At 71.8% G+C, this 21636-nt stretch carries 19 protein-coding genes; 10 read left to right on the forward strand and 9 right to left on the reverse strand.

From position 1 onward, the window contains the following. Positions 1-35 precede the first annotated feature (35 nt). Genes ACIBJB_RS04535 through ACIBJB_RS04555 form a run of 5 tightly spaced genes read left to right on the forward strand, consistent with a single transcriptional unit; the run spans position 36 to position 4940 of the window. A complete protein-coding gene (locus ACIBJB_RS04535) occupies positions 36-1103 on the forward strand; it encodes an ABC transporter substrate-binding protein (protein ID WP_398926375.1) in 1068 nt (355 codons plus the stop codon). Next, the gene (locus ACIBJB_RS04540) at positions 1100-1948 is read left to right on the forward strand and encodes an ABC transporter permease (protein WP_398926377.1); all 849 of its coding nucleotides are present in this window, start codon (positions 1100-1102) and stop codon (positions 1946-1948) included. The genes ACIBJB_RS04535 and ACIBJB_RS04540 overlap by 4 nt, the downstream gene beginning before the upstream one ends. Further along, entirely contained in the window at positions 1924-2649 is a 726-nt protein-coding gene (locus ACIBJB_RS04545) for an ABC transporter ATP-binding protein (RefSeq protein ID WP_398926379.1), read from the forward strand. The genes ACIBJB_RS04540 and ACIBJB_RS04545 overlap by 25 nt, the downstream gene beginning before the upstream one ends. Further along, on the forward strand, positions 2646-4019 hold the full coding sequence (locus tag ACIBJB_RS04550; protein ID WP_398926381.1) for an LLM class flavin-dependent oxidoreductase: 1374 nt from the start codon (positions 2646-2648) through the stop codon (positions 4017-4019). Before ACIBJB_RS04545 ends, ACIBJB_RS04550 begins: the two co-directional genes overlap by 4 nt. 24 nt (positions 4020-4043) lie before the next feature. Beyond that, complete coding sequence (locus tag ACIBJB_RS04555) at positions 4044-4940, forward strand: TauD/TfdA dioxygenase family protein (RefSeq protein ID WP_398926383.1); 897 nt, start codon at positions 4044-4046, stop codon at positions 4938-4940. A gap of 65 nt (positions 4941-5005) precedes the next feature. On the opposite strand, the gene ACIBJB_RS04560 is transcribed toward ACIBJB_RS04555, so the two are convergent. The 3 genes from ACIBJB_RS04560 to ACIBJB_RS04570 all read right to left on the reverse strand — a co-directional run bounded on the left by ACIBJB_RS04560 (position 5006) and on the right by ACIBJB_RS04570 (position 8099). Next, entirely contained in the window at positions 5006-5782 is a 777-nt protein-coding gene (locus tag ACIBJB_RS04560; protein WP_398926385.1) for an SAM-dependent methyltransferase, read from the reverse strand. 12 nt (positions 5783-5794) lie between these two features. Continuing rightward, positions 5795-6424: a histidine phosphatase family protein gene (locus tag ACIBJB_RS04565; RefSeq protein ID WP_398926387.1), complete on the reverse strand. Its 630-nt coding sequence runs from the start codon at positions 6422-6424 to the stop codon at positions 5795-5797. Between the two features lie 244 nt (positions 6425-6668). Further along, positions 6669-8099 carry an FGGY-family carbohydrate kinase gene (locus ACIBJB_RS04570; RefSeq protein WP_398926846.1) on the reverse strand — a complete coding sequence of 477 codons (1431 nt, stop codon included), beginning with the start codon at positions 8097-8099 and terminating at the stop codon, positions 6669-6671. 97 nt (positions 8100-8196) lie between these two features. Here ACIBJB_RS04570 and ACIBJB_RS04575 point away from each other — a divergent pair, with 97 nt between their 5' ends. From ACIBJB_RS04575 to ACIBJB_RS04585, 3 genes are all read left to right on the forward strand, one after another. Then, the gene (locus tag ACIBJB_RS04575; RefSeq protein ID WP_398926389.1) at positions 8197-9240 is read left to right on the forward strand and encodes a 2-hydroxyacid dehydrogenase; all 1044 of its coding nucleotides are present in this window, start codon (positions 8197-8199) and stop codon (positions 9238-9240) included. Between the two features lie 18 nt (positions 9241-9258). Further along, positions 9259-10683: an FGGY family carbohydrate kinase gene (locus ACIBJB_RS04580; RefSeq protein WP_398926391.1), complete on the forward strand. Its 1425-nt coding sequence runs from the start codon at positions 9259-9261 to the stop codon at positions 10681-10683. Between the two features lie 85 nt (positions 10684-10768). After that, complete coding sequence (locus ACIBJB_RS04585) at positions 10769-10975, forward strand: hypothetical protein (protein ID WP_398926393.1); 207 nt, start codon at positions 10769-10771, stop codon at positions 10973-10975. Here the strand turns inward: ACIBJB_RS04585 and ACIBJB_RS04590 are convergent, their stop codons facing one another. Continuing rightward, entirely contained in the window at positions 10976-11638 is a 663-nt protein-coding gene (locus tag ACIBJB_RS04590) for a DsbA family protein (protein WP_398926395.1), read from the reverse strand. A gap of 136 nt (positions 11639-11774) precedes the next feature. Here ACIBJB_RS04590 and pepN point away from each other — a divergent pair, with 136 nt between their 5' ends. Together pepN and ACIBJB_RS04600 are read left to right on the forward strand one after the other, a co-directional pair. Next, the gene (pepN, locus tag ACIBJB_RS04595; protein WP_398926397.1) at positions 11775-14363 is read left to right on the forward strand and encodes an aminopeptidase N; all 2589 of its coding nucleotides are present in this window, start codon (positions 11775-11777) and stop codon (positions 14361-14363) included. 206 nt (positions 14364-14569) lie between these two features. After that, positions 14570-15628: a hypothetical protein gene (locus ACIBJB_RS04600; RefSeq protein WP_398926399.1), complete on the forward strand. Its 1059-nt coding sequence runs from the start codon at positions 14570-14572 to the stop codon at positions 15626-15628. Between the two features lie 86 nt (positions 15629-15714). On the opposite strand, the gene ACIBJB_RS04605 is transcribed toward ACIBJB_RS04600, so the two are convergent. From ACIBJB_RS04605 to ACIBJB_RS04625, 5 genes are all read right to left on the reverse strand, one after another. Next, a complete protein-coding gene (locus tag ACIBJB_RS04605; protein WP_398926848.1) occupies positions 15715-16899 on the reverse strand; it encodes a glycosyltransferase in 1185 nt (394 codons plus the stop codon). A 143-nt stretch (positions 16900-17042) separates the two neighbouring features. Then, positions 17043-18185 (reverse strand): serine hydrolase domain-containing protein, encoded by a 1143-nt coding sequence (locus ACIBJB_RS04610; RefSeq protein WP_398926401.1) that lies wholly within the window; start codon positions 18183-18185, stop codon positions 17043-17045. Positions 18186-18284: 99 nt separating this feature from the next. Continuing rightward, on the reverse strand, positions 18285-20048 hold the full coding sequence (locus ACIBJB_RS04615) for a TIGR03767 family metallophosphoesterase (RefSeq protein ID WP_398926403.1): 1764 nt from the start codon (positions 20046-20048) through the stop codon (positions 18285-18287). 231 nt (positions 20049-20279) lie between these two features. Continuing rightward, positions 20280-20726, reverse strand: a complete 447-nt coding sequence (locus ACIBJB_RS04620) for an NUDIX hydrolase (protein ID WP_398926405.1) — start codon at positions 20724-20726, stop codon at positions 20280-20282. A gap of 9 nt (positions 20727-20735) precedes the next feature. Then, positions 20736-21635 (reverse strand): pyridoxamine 5'-phosphate oxidase family protein, encoded by a 900-nt coding sequence (locus tag ACIBJB_RS04625; RefSeq protein WP_398926407.1) that lies wholly within the window; start codon positions 21633-21635, stop codon positions 20736-20738. Position 21636: the final 1 nt, after the last annotated feature.

A 21636-nucleotide genomic window follows, 5' to 3' on the forward strand; every position in this document is an offset into this window, starting at 1 on the left:
TGCGCTGTTCCGGCGCTGATTCCGGGAGCTCTCCCATGCCTGTTTCCCGTACGTCCGGCATCGACCGGCGTCTGTTCCTCTCCTCGATCCTCGGTGCCGCGGCCGGCGTCGCCGGGCTCAGCGGCTGCGCCGGAAACAGTGCCGCCGCAGACAGCAAGGAAGCCCTGTCCGCCCCGCTCGCCGCCAAGGTCCCGGCGGGCACCAGCCTGAAGATCGCCTCGTATCTCGGAACCCAGCAACTCCAATTGAAACTGGGCAAGTTGGGGGCGCTTCCGTTCAAGGTGTCGAGCTGGGCCAATATCGCCGCCGGGCCCGATGTCATCAACGCCTTCCGTGCGGGTTCCCTGGATGTCGCCACCAACGCGGGAATTCCGCCTATCCAGGCGCACTACCAGGGATTCGACGCGAAGATCGTCGCCATCGACATCACCCGGAAACCGAGCTATGTCTTCGCCACCAAGCCCGGCAGCGACATCCGCACGGTCCAGGACTTCAAGGGGAAGCGGCTCGCTTTCTCCCAGGGCCAGGCCCAAGGCGTCGTCCTCCTGCGGGCGTTGAAGAAGGCCGGCATCGCGTACGACGACGTCAAGCTCGTCCCGCTGACCAGCAACCAGTTCTTCACCGCCCTGCAGTCGGGCCAGGTGGACATCGCGCCGCTCGCCAACAGCCAGGCGCCCTCCTATCTGTCGCAGTACGAGGCCAAGGGCGCCCACGCCGTCACCACCGACGTGGTCGACCTGCTCACCCTGCTGTGGGCGCCGGCCTCCGTACTGGCCGACTCCGCGAAGGCCGCCGCCGTCGCCGCCTACATCCCGTACTGGGCCAAGGGCCAGGTGTGGGCGTACGAGAACCCCGACATCTGGAACGAGCAGTTCTACGTCAAGACGCAGAACCTGACCCTCGCCCAGGCCAAGGCCGTCACCGCGCTCGCCAACAAGCCGCTGTTCCCGCCGAGTTGGGACGAGGCGATCAAGTGGGAGCAGGAGACCGCGGATCTGCTGGCGGAGGGCGGCTTCGTGAAGAAGTTCGACGTGGGCTCGCTCTTCGACCACCGCTTCGAGGGCATCGCCGCGAAGGCCGTGGCCGCGGAGTACCGGAGGTGAGCGCCGTGACCACGACCGAAGCCGCCGTCACGGTCGTCCCGGCGAAGGACACGCCCCAGGTCCGCAGGCGCCGCCGGCTCTCCCCCGGCAGGCGGCTGCCCGCCGCCCGGCTCGCCGGACCGGTCCTCGTCCTCGCGCTGTGGGCCGCCGCCTCCGCCGCCGGACAGCTCGACCCGGCCGCGATCCCGGCACCCTGGACGGTGGTGAGAACGGGCGCCCATCTGTGGACCGACGGGACCCTGCCCACCGACATCCTGACCTCGCTCCAGCGGGCCGCGACCGGCTTCGCGATCGGGCTCGTCGCCGGCGTCGCGCTGGCCCTGGCCTCCGGGCTCAGCCGGACCGGCGAGGCACTGATCGACGGCACGGTCAACCTCAACCGGGCGATCCCGACCCTCGGTCTGATCCCGCTGTTCATCCTCTGGCTCGGCATCGGCGAGACCTTCAAGGTCGCGATCATCGCGATCGTCGTCTACATCCCGATCTATCTGAACACCCATGCCGCGCTGTCCGGCATCGACCACCGCTTCGTCGAACTGGCCGAGGTGCAGGGGCTGTCGAGGTTCGCCTTCGTACGGCAGATCGTCGTCCCCGGCGCGCTGCCCGGATTCTTCGTGGGCCTGCGGCTCGGCGTCACCGGCTCCTGGCTGGGCCTGGTCGTCCTGGAGCAGATCAACGCCACCAGCGGACTCGGCTACATGATGTTCCAGGCCCAGAACTACGGCCAGAGCGATGTGATCCTCGTCGGTCTCGTCGTCTACGGCGTCTTCGGCCTGGTCTCCGACAGCGCGGTCCGTCTTGTCGAACGAAGGGTGCTGTCATGGCGACGCACACTGAGCAGCTGACCCGGGTCGCCGTCCAACTCCGGGGCCTGACCCGGTCGTTCGACGGGCGTACGGTCCTGGACGGCATCGATCTGGACATCCCGGCCGGACAGTTCGTCGCCCTGCTCGGGCACAGCGGCTCCGGCAAGAGCACGCTGCTGCGGGCGGTGGCGGGGCTGGACCACGAGGTCGTGGGAAGCGGCCGGCTCACGGGTCCCGAGAGGGTGTCCGTGGTCTTCCAGGACTCACGGCTGCTGCCCTGGCGGCGGGTGCTGGACAACGTCCTGCTGGGCACGGACGGCGAGGACAGGGGCCGGGAGGCGCTCGCCGAGGTGGGTCTCGAGGGCCGCGAACGCGCCTGGCCCAACGAGCTCTCCGGCGGCGAGGCGCAGCGCGCCGCCCTCGCCCGCTCACTGGTCCGCGAACCCGAACTCCTGCTGGCCGACGAGCCGTTCGGAGCCCTGGACGCGTTGACGCGGATCAAGATGCACGCGTTGCTGCGGGAGCTGTGGAAGCGCCACCAGCCGTCCGTCCTCCTCGTCACCCACGACGTGGACGAGGCGATCGTGCTCGCGGACCGGGTGCTCGTTCTCGAAGAGGGCCGCATCGGACTCGACCTGACCATCGACCGCCCGCACCCGCGTTCGTACCGGGACCCCCTGCTGGGCGAGTACCGGGAGCGGCTGCTGGCCGCCCTCGGTGTGACGGAGGACCACGCATGACCACCGGACAGCTCCACCTCAACGCGTTCCTGATGAACACCGGCCACCACGAGGCCTCCTGGCGCCTCCCCGAGAGCGACCCGTTCGCGCACGTCTCGCTCGACCACTACGTCCGCCTCGCGCGGATCGCCGAGCGCGGCACCTTCGACTCGCTCTTCCTGGCCGACGGGCCGCAGTTGTGGAGCGACCTCGCCCAGCGGCCCGCCGGTGCGCTGGAGCCGCTCACCCTGCTGACCGCGCTGGCGACGGCCACCGAGCACATCGGGCTGATCGCGACCGCCTCGACCTCCTACAACTCCCCCTACAACCTGGCCAGGAAGTTCGCCTCGCTGGACATCATCAGCGGTGGCCGGGCGGGCTGGAACATCGTCACCACCGCGGGCAGGGAGGCCGCCCGCAACTTCGGTCTCGAGCACGAGCCCGCGCACGCGGACCGGTACGCCCGGGCCGGCGAGTTCCTCGACGTGGCCCTCAAGCTGTGGGACAGCTGGGAGGACGACGCGATCGTCGGCGACAAGGCCGCCGGTGTCTGGGGCGACGACACGAAGATCCACCCACCCCGGCACCAGGGGACGTACTTCAGCGTCGAGGGCGCGCTCAACGTTCCCCGCACGCCCCAGGGTTACCCGCTGCTCGTGCAGGCGGGCTCCAGCGAGGACGGCAAGGCGTTCGCGTCCCGGTACGCGGAGGCGGTGTTCACCGCCCAGCAGACCATCGAGGACGCCCGGGCCTTCTACGCCGATCTCAAGTCCCGTACCGCCGCGGCCGGCCGGGACCCCGACCACATCAAGGTGCTCCCCGGCATCGTCCCCGTCATCGGCGCCACGGAGGCCGAGGCGCTCGCGAAGGAGCGGGAGCTGGAGGACCACATCGTGCACCGGCACGGAGTGGCCAACCTGGAACGGCTGCTGCAAGTGCCCGCGGGAACCCTGGAGCTGGACCGACTGCTCCCCTCCGACCTGCCGCCCGAGTCCGCTGTGGAGGGCGCCAAGAGCCGCTACACGCTCGTCGTGGAGCTGGCCCGGCGCGACCGTCTCACCGTGCGGCAGCTGATCGGGCGGCTCGGCGGCGGGCGCGGCCATCTCACCTTCGCGGGTACGCCCGAGCAGGTCGCCGACGCCATCGAGACCTGGTTCACGCAGGGCGCCGCCGACGGCTTCAACATCATGCCCCCGGTCCTGCCGTCCGGCCTCGAGGCGTTCGTCGACCACGTCGTCCCGATCCTGCGCACCCGCGGTCTGCTCCGCACCGAGTACGACGGCCGCCCGCGCCAGACCCTGCGGGAGCGCTACGGCCTTCCGCGCCCCGCGAACCAGTACGCCCAGCCCGTCCACGCCCAGCCCGTCCACGCCCAGTCCGTCCACGCCTAGTCCACGCCCAGAAAGGACCCTCCCATGTCCGGTATCGAGATCCACAAGGTCACCGCCCGCATCGGCGCCCACGTCTCCGGCGTCGACATCTCCAGCCCCCTCGACGAGGAGACGGCCGCCGCCCTCCGGGACGCCCTCAACGTCCACAAGGCGCTGGTCTTCAGTGACGTGAACCTCGACGACGAGGGCCAGCAGGCCTTCGCCCGGCACTTCGGCGAGCTCACCACCGCCCACCCGACCGTGCCCGCCGTGGACGGCGCCCCGAACGTCCTGCCCGTCGACAGCGAGGGGGGACGCGCCGCCAACAACTGGCACACCGACGTCACGTTCGTCCTCAACCCGCCGCAGGCCAGCACCCTGCGCAGCCTGACGATCCCGCCGTACGGCGGCGAGACGCTGATCGCCAACTCGGCGGCCGCGTACCGGAACCTGCCGGAGCCGCTGCGCCGGCTGGCCGACGGTCTGTGGGCCGAGCACACCAACGACTACGACTACGCCGTACCGGAGGAGACGGTGGACGAGGAACAGGCCGCCCGGCGCGCCCAGTTCACCTCGATCAAGTTCCGCACGGCCCATCCGGTGGTCCGGGTGCACCCGCTGACCGGTGAACGCGGGCTGTTCATCGGCGGGTTCGCGCAGCGGATCGTGGGCCTGTCGGTGGGCGAGTCCCGCAAGGTCCTCGACCTGCTCCAGGCGTATGTGACCCGGCCGGAGAACCTGCTGCGGCACCGCTGGTCGGAGAACCAGCTCGTGCTCTTCGACAACCGCATCACCCAGCACTACGCCGTCGACAACTACGACGGTCTGCCGCGCCGGCTGCACCGGGTGACCGTCGCCGGGGACGTGCCGGTGGGCATCGAGGGCAAGGAGAGCTACTCGATCGAGGGCGACGCCTCGCACTACTCGGCCGTGGCGGCGTAGTCACAGAGAAAAGAAGCCCCCGCGAGGACGTGACGCGCGGGGGCTTCCCCAGGTGACCGCGGGGCTCAGGGCTTTCGTCCCACGCCCCCGTGCTGGCCGATCGGCGCCGGGGCCGCGTCGCCGTCCGGGCGCCACAGCGGGACCGACACCACGCCCGGGTCGACCAGGTCCAGGCCCTCGAAGAACGCCTCGATCCTGTCGATCGGACGCAGGAGGTAGGGCACCGCGCCGGTCTCGTTGTAGGCGTCCTGGGCCTGCTCGTAGTCCGGATCGGTGCCGCGGGAGCCGTCGTTGACGCAGAGATAGCTGCCCGAGGGCAGGCCCGCCAGCAGCCGGCGGACCAGGTCGCGGGCCAGGTCGTAGTCGGTGACATGGCCGAGGATGCCACTGAGGATCAGGGCGGTCGGGCGGCTGAGGTCGAGGGTCCGGGAGGCCGCCTCCAGGATCTTCTCCGGCTCGTAGAGCGTCAGGTCCTCGTACGCCGTCTCGCCCTCCGGCGTGGAGGTGAGCAGGGCGCGGGCGTGCGCGAGGACCAGCGGATCGTTGTCGACGTAGACGATCTTCGATTCGGGGGCGAAGCGCTGGGCGACCTCGTGGGTGTTGTCGACCGTGGGCAGCCCGGTGCCGACGTCCAGGAACTGGCGGACGCCCGCCTCCTCGACCAGGTACCGGATGCTGCGGCCGAGAAAGGCGCGGCTGCTCCGGGCGATCGTGACGATGCCGGGGAAGACGGCCGTGTACGCGTCACCGGCCGCCTCGTCGACGGGGTAGTTGTCCTTGCCGCCGAGCCAGTAGTTCCAGATCCGGGCCGAATGCGGCACCGAGGTGTCGATCTCCGTCATGGGCCCATCGTGCTACGACCTGTCCGGCTCGCACGGCACATTGAGCGAGAGAAGTGCGGCGGATCCGTGGTTGTCGAGGCGGAGTTCGGTGATCGCCGCGTTGCGCAACCGGGGGAACACTCTGCGGTACCGCGCCGGCGGGATCGAGAGCAGTGTGCACAGCACCAGCCGCAGCAGGGTGTTGTGGGCGACGACCAGGACGCGCTCGTCGGGGTGGGCGGCGGCGATGCGGCGCAGGGCGCCGGCTCCACGGGCGGCGGCTTCGAGCGGGTCCTCCGCGCCGGGGAAGGGATACGTCACCGGGTCCGCCCGGAACGCCTCGGCCGCGTCGGGCACCTCCGCGGCGAACTCCGCGAGGGTACGGCCCTCCACCACCCCGAAGTCGCACTCCCTGAGGTCCGGTTCGCGCCGCGGGGTGATGCCGAGGGCTCGGCAGGCGGGGTCGGCGGTGGCGATCGCCCGGGAGAGGGGGGACGTCCAGATGGCGTCGGGGCGGTGTACCGCGGCCCACCGGCCGAGTGCCTCCGCCTGGGCGCGGCCCTCGTCGGTGAGCCCGATGTCGCTCACCCCCGCGTAACGGTTCTCGGCGTGCCAGATCGTCTGTCCGTGCCGGGCCAGCAGCAGGGTGGTGCTCGTGCTCATGAAACGGTCCGCTCGGTCGGGGTCGGGGCGGTGTCAGAGGTCTGGGGTTGGCGTCGAGGTCGGGGTCGGGGCGGTGTCAGGGCATGGGGTTGGCAGCGGGGTCGGGTGGCCGTGGTCGAGGGGCGGCCATGTGTGCCGCGCGGGGCCGCCACCGGCCGGGGACCGCCACCCGCCCGGGCACGCTCCGCAGGCGCCCGCGCGAAGGCGCTGTCGGCCGGGGGGCCCGTCAGAGGGCAGGGCGCGGTCATGACGCTGCGGTGTCCCGGGCAAGCCGGCCGCGGGCGTGGGCCGCCACGGCCACCGGGAGCCAGCCCCGCTCGGTGAGTTCGCCGACGAGACGGGCGTAGGGGTCGGCGAAGAGGGCGGTGCGGCCGGGGCGCGGTTCCACGACCGTGCGGATGCGGACCATGTGCTCGGCGGCCTCCGCCAGCGGGGTCCCCGTGGTGCCGTGCAGCGCCAACGCGGCCATTCCCAGGGCCGGTTCGGTCTGTTCGGGTACGCGGGCCGGGCGGCCGAGGATGTCGGCGCGGAGCTGGTTCCAGTACGGGCTGCGGGCCGCGCCGCCGGTGAAGGTGAGGGGGCCGTCCAGCGGGGCGCCCAGGTGGTGCAGGTAGTCCAGGCACAGGCGCTCCGCGAACCCGACGCCCTGAAGGAGCCCGGCCCAGCGGTCGGCGTCGTCGGCGGGCGTGCCGAGGAGGAGGGCGGTGGCGTCCGGGGCCAGGAACGGGAACCGCTCGCCCCGCGAGACCAGCGGGTACGCGACCGCGCCGGATGGCTCGAACGCGGCCGCCCGTTGGTCCATGGCCACCGGGTCCACGTCCGCCGGCAGCGCCCCCGCGCCCACACTCGACGCCCCGCCGGGCAGCCAGGTGCCGCCCGGCGCGCGGTGGTTGTAGACCACGCCCGTGGGGTCGCGCACCGGGTCCGGGGTGGCCCCCTTGAGCACGAGGGTGGTGCCGAGTACCGAGTTCCAGGAACCGTGCCGCAGGGCGCCCGCCGCGATCTGGGCCGCACAGCCGTCGGTCATCCCCGCGATGACGGGGGTCCCGGCGGGGATGCCGGTCGCCTCCGCGGCGGCCGGGCAGACCTCACCGAGCCGGGTGCCGGGCGGGACGACGTCGGGGAGGTCCAGGGCGATGTCCGGCCAGGCGTCGCGTTCGAGGTCGTAGCCCGTCTTGAGGGCGTGGCTGGAGTCGGTCGGCAGCGGCCTGCCGACCAGCCGGGCGGTGACGGTGTCGGGCTGGTGGGTGACCCGGCCCTTCCCGTGCGCGCCGACGAGCCACAGCGCCTTCGGCAGCGCCCACGTGTCCTGCACCGCGAGCCCCGCCTCCCGCAGCCGCGCCGCCTCACCCGCCGCGCGTGCGTCGTCGTACATCAGCGCCGGGCTCGTCGGCCGGCCCTGCGGGTCCGTCAGCAGCACCGTCCCGGACGTCCCGCACACCGCGAGTCCGCCGATCCGTACGCCCGTCAGAGTGAGGAGCGCGGAACGGGACGCCGTGCGCACGGCCTCCCACCACTCCCCCGGATCCTGCTCGTGCCGCCCGCCCTCGCGCCGGCCGCCGAGCGGGGCAGAGCCCCGGCCCCGTACGGTTCCGCCGGCGGTGACCGCCAGCGCGCGGACGCTCTGGGTGCCGAGGTCGATCCCCAGCCACACCGTCTCGTTCTCGTCTGTCATCTCTGTCATCGGGGCCTCCCACCCGCACGGGGTCTATGCGTACCCCGGACCCGCGGCTCAACATCGTGACAGTGAAGCGACGATCCGGAGGTCGACGATGACCCAGAGGACCGATCCCGTCCGTGTCGTGGCGGCCGGTGACCACTTCGTACTGCCGGGGCTGATCGCCGGGGCCGTCGAGGCCGAGCTGGGCGAGATCGCCGCGGAGACGAAGGAGGTGCGGCTCGGCTGGCCGCTGGAACCCTTCGGGCCGGTGGCGGAGGTGGTGGAGGCGAGCGACGCCGAGGACGAGCTGATCGAGGCGCTGGACGGCGCGGAGGTCCTCGTCACCCAGATGGGCCCGGTCACCGAGCGGGTGCTGAACGCCGCCGACAGCCTGCGGCTGGTGGTCGTGTGCCGGGGCGGCCCGGTCAACGTGAACCTCGACGCGGCCAAGGCCCGTGACGTACGGGTGTGCTTCGCGCCCGGCCGCAACGCCGCCGCCACCGCCGAGTTCACCGTCGGCATGCTGCTGGCCGCCGTGCGCCGCATCCCGCAGGCCCACGACCTCCTGGCCGGCCAGGGCAGTTGGGAGGGCGGCGCCGCCTACTACACGTACGAGCACAGCGGCCTGGAGCTGGAGGACCTGCCCGTCGGACTCGTCGGCTACGGCGCCGTCGGCAGCCGGGTCGCGCGCGTGCTGTGCGCCTTCGGTGCGCAGGTCATGGTGTACGACCCCTATGTGCGCGGCGAGATCCACGGCCTGCGCGTGTCCTCGCTGGACCAGCTCCTCACCCGCTCCCGGGTGATCACCCTGCACGCCCGCCTCACCGCCGAGACCCGCGGCCTGATCGGCACCCGCGAGCTGGCGCTGCTGCCGGAGGGGGCGGTCGTGGTGAACGTGGCCCGCGGCCCGCTGGTCGACGAGTCCGCGCTGTGCGACGCGCTGGAGGCCGGCCGGCTGTCGGCGGCGGCCCTCGACACCTACGAGCACGAGCCGCTGCCCCCGGACTCCCGGCTGCACGCCCTGGCCGACCGGGTCGTCCTGACCCCGCACCTCGGCGGGGCGAGCCGCGCGGTGGCCGAGAAGGCGGCGAGGATCGCGGCGGAGGAGGTGGGCCGCTGGGTGCGGGGGGAGCCGTTGGCGCACTGCTTGACGTGACCTAGGAGGGTTTTCTTCATGTACGTCGGTATCGATGTGGGCACGTCCGTCGTCAAGGCCGCCGCCTTCGACGCCGAGGGCCGTCAACTGGCCGTCGAGTCGCGCCCGGTGGAGCTCTCCCTGCACGGCGGGTTCGTCGAGCAGGACATGGACGAGGTCTACGACGCCGTCGTCGACGTCCTCGGCAAGCTGACCGGGCGGGTGCCGGAGCCGGTGGAGCTGGCCGGGCTGACCGGTCAGGGCGACGGGGTGTGGCTGGTCGACGAGGAGGGGCGGCCGGTGCGTTCGGCGCTGTCCTGGATGGACGGCCGGGCCCACGAACTGCTCGACCAGTGGCTGGCGGACGGCACGTTCGAGACGGTGTTCCGGCGGACCGGCGGCGCGATGTTCCCGGGTTCGCCGGGGCCGTTGCTGGCCTGGCTTGACCGGTACGACCCGAAGTCCCTGGATGCCGCCGCGACCGCCGTGTACTGCAAGGACATGGTCTTCCAGCGGCTGACGGGTGCCGCGCGGGCGACGACGGACGTGTCGGACGCGTCCATGCCCTTCCTCGATCCCCGGACCCGGACGTACGACAACCGGGTGGTCGAGCTGCTGGGACTCACCCGTCGCCGGCGGCTGCTCCCCCCGATCGGCGACCCGATCGCCACGGGCGAGGCGCGGGGCGAGGGGCTGCCGTCCGGGACGCGGCTCTCGAACGGGCCGTACGATCTGCCGGCCTGTGCGCTCGGGGCCGGGGTCACCGCCCCGGGCGACGGACTCCTCATCGTCGGAACCTGTCTGGCCGCGCTCGTCGCCACCACCGAGCTGGACCTGACCGGGGAACCGGCCGGCCTGTACATCTCCACCGACCGGCCCGGGCACCGGCTGCGGGCGATGCCGGCGATGGTGGGGACGGCGGCGCTGGACTGGGTGCTGTCGACCACGGGCGTCACGCACGCGGAGGTAGACGGGCTGCTGGCGTCGACTCCGCCGGGGGCGCACGGGGTGCGGGTGCTGCCGTACTTCGCCCCCTCCGGGGAGCGGGCGCCCTTCGTCGAGCCCCATCTGCGGGCCGAGCTGAGCGGGGTGTCGCTGGAGACGTCCAAGGCGGATCTGGTCCGGGCGACCTGCGAGGGGATCGGGTACGCGGCCCGGCACTGTCTGGAGGCGGCCGGGCTGACGGGGTCCTTGGCGGTGTGCGGCGGGGGGACGCGGAGTCCCGCCTGGATGCAGCTGCTGGCCGACGTACTCGGGCGGCCGCTCAGGGTCGTGGAGGGCGAGGTGGGGGCCAGGGGGGCGGTGCTGGCGGCGGCTGAGCGGTACGGGGTTTCGCTGGACGCGGGGGTCTGGACCGAACCTACGGCGATCGTCGAGCCGGATCCGGGGCGGGTCTCGTACTACGCGAAGGGGTTCCAGGAGCATGTGGCGCGGGTTGAAGTGGCTCGAGGACGCGTTCTGTGAGTGCCGCGAGATGCCGTCCGGCGGGTGCGGGCTCGTTGTGGCTTGTCGCGCAGTTCCCCGCGCCCCTGAAGGGGCGCTGATCGCCATGGTGTCCATGCGGTGCACCAACTGCGGTGGGTCACTTCAGGAGTTCCGGGCGCTCACCGGCGAGGAGCAGAAGTTCGTACGGGAGCACAAGCCCAGGCACACCCGCCTGGGCTCGTACTTCCGGTGTGCCCGTGAAGGCTGTCTGCGGTATCAGCGGCTCGGGGATCAGAACGACGGTGGCTCCTTCCCCGAGCCGGAGAAGTGATCACAGATTGCTGAAGTCCGGTCCCTTCGTACGCGTGCGCTTGATCTCGTAGAAGCCCGGGACCGACGCCACCGCGAGCGTGCCGTCCCACAGCCTGGCCGCGTCCTCGCCCTTGGGGGCCGGGGTGACGACCGGGCCGAAGAAGGCGATCTGCTCGCCGTCCGCGCCGGGGACCGCGATGACCGGGGTGCCGACCTCCTGGCCGACCTTGTCGATGCCCTCCTTGTGGGAGGCGCGCAGCTCGGCGTCGAACTCGAAGTCCTTCTGGTCGAAGTACTCGATCAGGTCGGCGGGCAGGCCGACCTCCGCCAGGGCGCCTTCGACGGCCTCGCGCGTCGGACCCTGGCCCTCGTTGTGGATGCGGGTGCCGAGCGCGGTGTACAGCGGGCCGAGGATGTCGGAGCCGTGCTTCTGCCAGGCCGCGGTGACCACCCGGATCGGCTGCCAGGCCTTGGTCTCCAGCAGCTCGCGGTACTCCTCGGGCAGCTCGTCGATCTTCGGTTCGTTCAGCACCGCCAGACTCATGATGTGCCAGCGCACCTCGATGTCCCGGACCTTCTCCACCTCCAGGACCCAGCGGGAGGTCATCCAGGCCCAGGGGCACAGCGGGTCGAACCAGAAGTCGACGGGGGTCTTGCCGGAGGCGTTCGAGGTCTCGGACATGGGTCTCCTAGAAAAGTGTTCGTTACAACCCGCAACACCGCTCGTCGCCCACCCCATTCCCGGCTGACCGATGTCAGGAGCACATGGCAGGATCGGGCCTGTCCGCATGCTGAACACACCCGAGGGAGTACCGCCCGTGCCCGGTGAGAACCTGTCCCGCGACGAGGCCCGGGAGCGGGCCGCCCTGCTGTCCGTCGACGGGTACGAGGTGTCCCTCGACCTGCGCTCGGCGGTCGGCGACCAGGCCGGGGACGGCCCGCGCACCTTCCGGTCGGTGACCACGATCCGCTTCCGGTGCAACGAGCCGGGGGCGACGAGCTTCGCGGACCTGATCGCGCCGAGCGTCACGGCCCTCTCGCTGAACGGCCGGGACCTCGACCCGGGCGCGGTCTTCGACGGTTCCCGGATCGCCCTGGAGGACCTGGCCGCCGAGAACGAACTGGTCGTCGACGCCCAGTGCGCCTACTCCCGCACCGGTGAGGGCATGCACCGCTTCGTCGATCCCGAGGACGGCGAGGTCTACCTCTACACGCAGTACGAGCCGGCCGACTCGCGCCGCGTCTTCGCCAACTTCGAGCAGCCGGACCTCAAGGCGCCCTTCCGCTTCGAGGTGCGGGCGCCGCAGGGTTGGGTGGTGTGGAGCAACGGGGTCGGCTCGGAGAGCGACGGCGTGTGGCGGTTCGCGGAGACGAAGCCGATCTCGACGTACATCACCTGTGTGGTGGCGGGGCCGTACCACTACGTGACGGACTCCTATGAGCGCGTCCTCGAGGACGGCACGCGGCTGGAGATTCCCCTCGGCGCCCTGTGCCGCAAGGGGCTCGCCCCCCACTTCGACTCCGACGACGTCTTCCTGGTCACCAAGCAGGGCCTGGACTTCTTCCACGACCACTTCGACTACCCGTACCCCTTCGGGAAGTACGACCAGGCGTTCGTGCCCGAGTACAACCTCGGCGCGATGGAGAACCCGGGGCTCGTCACCTTCCGCGAGGAGTTCATCTTCCGGGGCAAGGTCACCCGGGCGTCCTACGAGGGCCGGGCCAACGTCATCCTGCACGAGATGGCGCACATGTGGTTCGGCGACCTGGTCACCATGGTCTGGTGGGACGACCTGTGGCTGAAGGAGTCCTTCGCGGACTTCATGGGCACCTTCGCGAACGTCGGCGCGACCCGCTTCAAGGACGCCTGGATCACCTTCGCCAACCGCCGCAAGGCCTGGGCCTACCGCGCCGACCAGCTGCCCTCCACGCACCCCATCACCGCCGACATCCGCGACCTCCAGGACGCCAAGCTCAACTTCGACGGCATCACGTACGCCAAGGGCGCCTCCGTACTGAAGCAGCTCGTCGCGTACGTCGGCCAGGACGCGTTCCTGGAGGGCGCGCGGCGCTACTTCAAGCGGCACGCGTACGGCAACACGCGCCTGGGCGATCTGCTGTCGGTGCTCGAGGAGACCAGCGGGCGGGACATGGGCGCGTGGGCGCGGTCCTGGCTGCAGACGGCCGGGGTCAACTCCCTCACCCCGCAGGTCCTGTTGAGCGCCGAGGGGCGGGTCGACGAGCTGGCGGTCGTGCAGGAGGCAGCCGAGTCTTACCCGGAGCTGCGGCCGCACCGGGTGGCGGTGGGCCTGTACCGCCGTACGCCCGAAGGAGCTCTGGAGCGGTACGCGCGCGCCGAGGTGGACGTCGACGGCCCGCGGACGGTCGTGGCGGAACTGGCCGGTGCCGAGGCGCCGGAGCTCGTGCTGGTCAACGACGACGACCTGACGTACTGCAAGACCCGCTTCGACGCGGGATCCCTGGAGACCCTGAAGGCGGGGCTCGGTGACCTCACCGACCCGCTCGCCCGCGCCCTGTGCTGGTCGGCGCTGTGGAACATGACGCGGGACGCGCTGCTGCCCGCGCGGGACTTCGTGGAGCTGGTGACGCGGTTCGCGGGGCGCGAGTCGGACATCGGTGTGCTGCAGATGCTGCACGCATGGGCCGATTCTGCGGTCACGCACTATGCGGCCCCCGACTGGCGTCTGCACGGCGCGGCACTGCTCGCCGAATGTGCCGAGCGCGAGTTGCTGGAGCGGGCCGAGCCGGGCAGCCAGCACCAGCTGGCGTGGGCGCGCTTCTTCGCCCGCACGGCCGAGGACCCGGGCGGCTTCGACATGTTGCAGGGGCTGCTGGACGGCACGACGACCGTCCCGGGTCTGGAGGTCGACCAGGAGCTGCGGTGGGCGTTCCTCGAGCCGCTCGTCGTGCACGGGTTCGCCGACGAGAAGGCGTTGGAGGCCGAACTGGCCCGTGACGACACCGCGTCCGGCAAACGCCATCAGGTGCGCTGCCTTGCCGCGCGGCCGTCCGCAGCTGTGAAAGCACAGTGCTGGGCACAGGTCGTGGAGTCGGACGCGCTGTCCAACGCGCTGGCCGAGGCGACGATCGCGGGCTGGGGACAGCCGACCCAGCGGGAGCTGCTCGCTCCTTACACGGAGAAGTACTTCGCCGTGATCGAGCGGGTCTGGCAGGACCGTTCGATCCAGATCGCGATGAACACCGTCTCCGGGCTGTTTCCCTCCCTCCAGGACCCGCGGCCGACGCTGGACGCGGCCGACGCGTGGCTCGCGGCCCACGAGGACGCGGCGCCGGCGCTGCGGAGGCTGGTGCTGGAAGGGCGGGACGATCTGGCGCGGGCGCTGCGGGGGCAGGAGTGCGATGCGCAGGCCGTCAACCACGGATGACCTTTGGCCTGAGCTTGGGCGTCCGGTAGCCGTTACGAAATCCGTTCAATAGCAGCCGTAACCCCTGGTCCCACCCGAATGGACCAGGGGTTTTCGCTCCCTACTCGGCATCCGAACATCCGTCCTTTAGTACTGCCTTGTCCGTATTTGTCGACAGGCGTGTAACAGCGGTTATCGGGCGCACCGGACGCGGGAATCTCCGCTGCATGAACCACAACGCCCCGCTCCCCCCGCTCTCCCCCCGCCCCCTGCGTCACCTCTCCGAGGTGCACCGCCGTGTCGTGACGGCCGGCCGGCTCCGCACGAGCGGTGTCTCGGCCGCCGAGGCGAACGAGCAGTGCCGGCCCGGCGGCCCCTGGCAGCAGATCCTCCCGGGTGTCTTCCTGCTCCACCCGGGCCCGCCGACCAGTGAGGAGCGCCTGCACGCGGTGCTGATGTACGCGGCACGGGAGACCACCGCCGGGGTCCCGGCGCAGCCGGGCGCGGAGGACCCGCACCGCCCGGTGTACGCGGAGGCGATGATCACCGGCCTCGCGGCGCTGACGCTGCACGGCTTCAGCTCGGCCCCGCCGCTGCTCTCCCTGGACCGGATCGACGTCCTGGTCCCGAGGATGCGCCGGCTGCGCTCGGCGCGCGGTGCGCGGATCGTCCGCACGTCGGCGCTCCCGGCCGCCGAACAGGTCACCGGCGTCCCGGTCGCCCCGGTCCCGCGCGCCCTCGCCGACGCGGTCACCGAACTGACGGACGCGGGCGCGGTACGCCGGCTGCTGACGGAGGCGGTCCGCGGCGGCCACTGCGAACCCGCCGCCGTCGTCCGGGAGCTGAACGAGGCCAGGCTGCTCAGCCGCCCGCACGTGGTGGACGCGGTGGACTCCCTGCTCGCCGAGGGCCGCGCCATCGCGGAGGACCGCCTGTACCGCATGGTCCAGGAGTACGGCCTCCCGGACCCGGTGTGGAACGTGGACCTGAGGCTGCCGGGCGGGCCGCACCTGGGCGGCCTGGACGCGTACTGGCCGGAGCAGGCGGTGGCGGTCGAGCTCGACACCCGCGCGCCCCGGCAGGGCCACCGGCAGGACGACGACGCCCTCTGGTCCGAGTACGCCCGCAAGCGCGAACACCTGGAGCGCCTCGGCATCACGGTCGTCCACATCACCCCCCGCAAACTCCGCGACGCGATGGAACAACAGGCGACGGTGGTCCGTACGGCCCTCATGGCCTCCGGCGACCGGGATCCCGCCGCGTATGTCGTGGTGCTGCCCCGTTAGTGACGGACCGGGGCGGGACCAGGAGGGGAGAGGAGGGGCCACGGCGCCAGGGAGCCGGGGCCCCTCCTCGTCGCGCGCGTGCGGCACTAGAACAGCTCGGGCAGCGCGGGGCGGGGGGTGCCCGCGGCGACGCGGTCCAGCAGGGCCGCGTACGACGCGATCATCCTCGTACGGCTGAAGCGTTCGCGGCTCGCCGCGAGGGCCGGGGCGAGGTCGGCGCGTGCGGCCACCGCCTGCGACCAGGCCGCCGCGATCACCTCCGGGTCCGGGGCCGTGACCAGGCCGTGGCCCGCCACGATCGCCGCGCTGTCGCCGACGTCCGTCGCCACCGGGACCGCGCCGCACATCATGCCCTCGATCAGGCACAGCGGGGCCGCCTCGCCCCAGGCGGAGGTGAGGGCGACGACGTCGGAGGCGGCGTACAGCATCTCCATGTCGCGTCGGACGCCCAGCAGGCGCACCCCCCGGTCGGCCAGGGCCGTCGCCCCTTCGAACGCCGTCGCGAGGTCCGTGGTGAGCCCGGGGTTCTCCGCCGTCATGCCCGCCCCGCACATCAGCACCTGCCCGTCCGGGACCCGGCCGAGCCAGGCGCGGGCGGCGGCGAGCAGCAGGGGGACGTTCTTCATGCCGTCGTAACGGGCGGCGAAGACGACCACGGGGGCCGCGGGATCGATGCCGAGCTCCGTGCGGACCGCGAGGCGGCGGGCCGCGTCGGGGCGGAAGCGGAAGAGGTCGACGCCGTTGGGGATCACATGGAGCAGGTCGGAGGGGATCCCGGCGGCCCGGTACGCGGCCCGGGTCGACTCGGCGCAGCAGACGCAGGCGACGACCGTGCCGTCGGCGATGGCCGCCTTCAGTTCGCCGAGGGCGGCACCCTGGTTCTCCGGGTCGGAGCGGTGCAGACAGACCACGACCGGGCGGCGCGGCAGGCCCGCCTGGTTGAGCAGCGCCAGGGGCTGTTCCTTGAGGGAGAGGACGACGTCCGCGCCGGCCGTCGCCCGGGCCGTTTCGGCCAGCTCCGGCCCCGTGAAGCCGACCGAAACGCCGGTGCTCGGGAAGGTGCGCCCGAGGGAGGTGACGCCCACTCCGGCCGCGGTCAGCGCCCGGTAGCAGGTGTCGTCCTCCATCCGCTGCCGGGTCGCCTCCCGGTGGACCTCGCCGTACAGGCTCAGCACCCGATGGTGCTGGCCGCCCTCGGTGAGGCCCAGCACGATGTCGCTGTGCACGATCCGGGCCCCACCGGAGAAGAAACCCTCGTACACCGACAGCACTCGCAGTTCGGTTCCCGTACGCACACGACCACCCGCCTTGCACACAGATCGAGCCATCCCCGTGAAGAGCGGGTTAGCCGATATGAGGCGGTACGGACATTACGTCCGGATGAACTGCGTGCTTCGTGTCCGGGTCGGCGCGACTACCCGCCACAAAACTCCGCCTCGACGATCGCGTCGGTGTCCCCCGACCAGTCGCCGTTGAAGTTGAAGGCGACGGAGTGCCGGCCGTCGGCCGTGGTCACGGCCACGGAGTTCGAGCCGTGGATGCCGCCGTCATGACCCCAGACGTGCACCCCGCAGCTGAGCTCGCGGTCGATGAGACCGAGGCCGTAGCCGGCGTTCGGGATGCCCTCGACGGGCACCGTGGTCTTCATCTCCTTCAGCTGCTTCGGCGGGAGCAGCCGGCCCTTCAGCAGGGCCGCGTAGAAACGGTCCAGGTCGGCCGAGTCGGAGATCATCTCGCCCGACGAGGAGGCGAGGGAGGGGTTCAGCCTCGTGACGTCGTACGTCGGTCCCGTCGCCGTCTGCTCCAGCTTGGAGTAGGCCCGGCTGCTGGGCTGCGGGACGGTGACCCGGGTGCCCGGCACCGAGGTGGCGGTCAGGTGCAGCGGGTCGATGATGCGGCGGCGGATCTCCTCACCGTACGACCGTCCGGTGACCTTCTGGATCACCATGCCGGCTGCGACGTAGTTGGTGTTGGAGTAGTTCCAGGACGTGCCCGGCGCGAAGTCCGGCCGGTGGGCCATGGCGATCGCGACGAGCTGCTCGGGCGTCTTCGTGTCGTACCGGTGCTCGAGGAAGCCGTCCTTGAGGAAGTACGTGCGCCCGAACGTCTCGTCCGCTGTGTAGTTGAAGATCCCGCTCGTGTGGTTGAGGAGCTGTCGCAGGGTGATCCGGCTGCCGTCGTGTCCGTTGCCGTGAACCACGCCCGGCAGCCACTTCTCCACCGTGTCGTCGAGCGACAGCCGTCCCTCCGCCTCCAGTTGGAGCAGCACGGTGGAGACGAAGGTCTTGGTGATGCTGCCGACGCGGTAGCGGTCGTCGGCCGAACGCGGCGTGTGCGTCCTGAGGTTGCCGACCCCGGCGGTGGTCGACCAGGTGCTCCCGCCGTCCTTCGCCGTCAGCGTCACGCCCGGGACGCCGTCCTGCACGGCGGCGCGGACGGCCTTCCGGGTGGCGTCATGGCCGCCGTCCCGGGCTCCGGCCGCCATCGCCGGCGCCGCGAGGCCGGCCGTGAGCGCCACCGCCGTCGCCGCCACCACCACTGTCGTACGTACCGTCATGTCTTCCCCCTGTCCGGACACGCTCGGCGAGCGTGATCGGCGGGAGAGACCCACGCCGGTGAGGGAAGGTTGAGGTGGATCAGAAGGGTTGATCCGTTTTCAGCCCTTCCGCAGCACCAGCTCCGTGTTCCGGTCCCCCGAGCCGCCGCCGAGCTTGTTGCTGGAGCCGGGGGCGTTGTAGGCCAGTTCGCGGTACAGGGCCGCGAGGCCGGTCTGGGAGAGGTCGGCGAAGTCGGTGCGGTGGGGGGCCGCGGACTCGACCAGGGTGGTGAAGACCGAGATCGTGCCGTCCTTGTTGTCGGTCAGCTCGATGACCCGGGCGAGGTGCGGGAAGTCGATGTGGGAGGCGGTGGAGATCTCCCAGAAGGAACGGCCCTCGGGGGCGGAGTGGGCGGTGATCACATTGCGGTGGATGTGACCGTTGACCCAGGCGAGGACGTTGCGGTGACTGGCGAGGAGGGCGACGACGTCCTGGCCGCCGTACCGCCGCTCGCCCGGGTGGGCCGGGTCGGGGCGGGTGTTGTCCATCGAGTCGCTGGTGTGGTGGCTGAAGACGACGACGTAGGAGTCCTTGTTCTCCCGCAGCGTCCGGTCCAGCCACCGCAGCTGCTTGGCGCCGATGGATCCCTGGTAGTGGCCGCCCGGGTCGGTGGTGTCGAGACTGACGCCCACGACGTCGTCGGCGATGCGGAAGCTGTAGTACTGGGTGCCCGCGTCGAGGTTGGCGGTGGAGTAGCCGTGGCCGACCGGGCCCACGCCCCGGTGCGCGGGGTCGAGGTGGGCCGTGACGTAGTCGCGGGCGGTGTAGGGGGCGCGCCGCTCGTCGGGGGTGACCGAGCGCATGCTGCGGGCGTGCGCCTTGAGCAGGTCGCGGAAGGCGTGGCCCTGGGGGTCGTTGGCCTTCCTGATCATGTCCTGGAGCTTCTTCGCCTCGGACGCGGGCAGCGACATGAGCTTCTTGCCGCCGACGGCGTACTCGGCGAGCCAGGAGTCGCCGTGGCCGTAGCAGCCCAGCGGCAGGCTGTCGTGGTTGCCGACCGTGGAGTACCAGGGGATGGTGAGGCCGGGGCTGTTGAGCTCCCGGATCGCGGCGGCGAGATAGCCTCGCAGGTGCGGGAAGCCCAGCTGCTTGTCGGCGTCGCGGGTGGTCGAGTCGGGCTGCCAGTACTGCTTGAGGCCGCTGTTCTGGACGCCCTCGTAGTGGCGCGGGTCCCCGGAGTTGGGGGTGATGCGGCCGCCGCTCATGACGGTGAGGAACCAGTCGAGCTCGGTGCGGGAGTTGTTGTCGGTGTTGTCGCCGGTCGTCATGGCGAACTGGAGCGGGGCGCCGGTGGCAGGGGCGCCGCGCAGCGCGTTGATCCGCTCGACGAGCGAGATCGCGCCCGGCACGGTCAGCGCCTCCTGGGGCCGCCAGGCGTGCACGTCGGTCGAGCGCAGGTACTCCAGGCGCATCGGGTGCTGACTGTCCATCAGATGCAGGTCGGTGAGCTGCACGAACGCGGCCAGCGGGGTACGGCGGCCGGCCCGCCCGGCCTTCGGGGCGGCGAGGTCGGAACGCACCTTGCGGCTCCAGCCGGCGCCGTCGCCGAGGCGCCGGTAGCCGGAGCTCGTACGCGGGGCGGCGATGGAGGCGACGGTGGTGCCGCGGGTGTACGGGGCGAGGGGGGCCTCGACCGGAGCGGCCTGGTGGACGGACTGGGCCACCGGCGCCTCGGCGGGACCGGCGGTCGTGGCGGCCTGGCTGTCGGTGGGCCGCAGGGCGTAGCCGACGCCCGCGGAGACGGCGACCGCGCCTGCGGCGGCGAGGACGGTACGGCGGTGGACCGCCGGCGTGGTGCTGGCGACAGAGCGTATGCGCGACATGGCGCGATCTCCCCGAGTGCGAACTGCGTCGGCAGTGGTCGCGGGAGTCGCTGGTGCGAACTTCCCGCTCACTCCGGATGCTTGGCACCGGGGATGACCTGTGCGTGAACGAGACGGCAACGCGCAACGCCGATCACCGTACGTCGATCTTGGGCCACCCTGCGCGTTCAGGAGCCCTCGTCGAACGGCCGGGGGGCGGTCACTCCGTGTTCATCTTTCTGGGTAGGACACCTATTCCGCGGGCCGTCCGGCCACCGGCCGCTCCCGCCACAGCCGCAGGCCGAAGTCGACCTGCGGCACCCGGTTCAGCCCCGGTACCGCGTCGAGGTCGTGCCACTGGGCCATGTCCGTGGAGCCGCCGACCTCGAACCGCAGTTCGCCGCCGGTGACTCGGGCCTCGTACACGAGCCCCACGTGGTGCCGGTCGACCGTGCGGCCGAAACGGCGCCGGGACGGAAAGCGCACGGACCGCACCCCGAGCAGGCCGGTCACCTCGACGCGGTAGCCCGTCTCCTCCTCCACCTCCCGCAGGACGGTGTCGTGGGGATCCTCGCCATGGTCCATGCCGCCGCCCGGCAGCGTCCATTCCCGCCGGTCGCCGTCGATCCAACGGGCGAGCAGGATCTGTCCGTCGCGGACGCATATGGCGTAGGCCGCCACCCTCAACGTCTTGCGCATAGGAGGAAGTTAGTGCGCCGGGTCCGGATTGGCCGGTGAGTATTCGGGCGCGGACCAGCGCAAGGGGAGCGCCGACGGGGTCTCGACGGCCTCCCGTACGGTGAAGCGGACCCTGCGATCCTCGCCGAACTCGGTGCTCGCCTCGCCGGTCAGCTGGAGGGCCGTGCCAGTCGTCCAGTCGAGGAACAGCAGGCCGGCCCGGGGGTCGGCGGCGAGGTTGCCGAGGGTCAGGAACATCGAGTTGCCCGGGTAGTCGCGCCAGCTGAGCTCACCCGGCCCATCGACGCGCACGAAACCGGGGTTGCCGCCCCGGTGGCTGACGTCGGCTCCGCCCCCGTGCACGGAGGCCAGGAAGAAGGTGTCGGCCGCCGACACGAACTCGGCCTGTTCCGGGGTGAGTTCAGCGCCGTACCGCGCAGCCCCTCGGTGCCGGTCGGCCACGACCTCGTACGACGTCCTCCTCTGCAGGTACTTCGGGCAGTTCGAGAACACCTGGTCGGCCTCGATCGCGAACCCCCGTGCGGTGGGCCCGAGTCGGCCGTTCAGGCGCATACGGCGACGGGTGCGGGGGTCGAGGGCGATCGTGCCGACGGGTGTGCCGGGCGTGGCGAAGGCGGTGGCGAGGGGGTCGGCCGGGGACCAGCCGCCGGTGACGGAGATCCGCTGCGGGCCCGTCGCCCGGACGAAGCCCGGCGCCCCGGTGAGCGGCGACGCCCAGACCCGGCCCGTCGAGGGGTCCGCGGCGCCGGCCACCAGCAGCGGCTGGAGCTCCAGGAAGGCCGCCGCGACCTCCCGGATGCCCCGGCCGATCGAGCGGCCCACGTGATCCGCCTGCTCGCGCACCCCCACCCGGTCCTGCACGGCCCGCGAGCCCGCGTGATAGACCCCCGCGGCTCCTGTGGCTCCCATG

The sequence above is a fragment of the Streptomyces sp. NPDC050759 genome, assembly GCF_044456945.1.
In the GTDB taxonomy this organism is placed as follows: Bacteria; Actinomycetota; Actinomycetes; order Streptomycetales; family Streptomycetaceae; genus Streptomyces.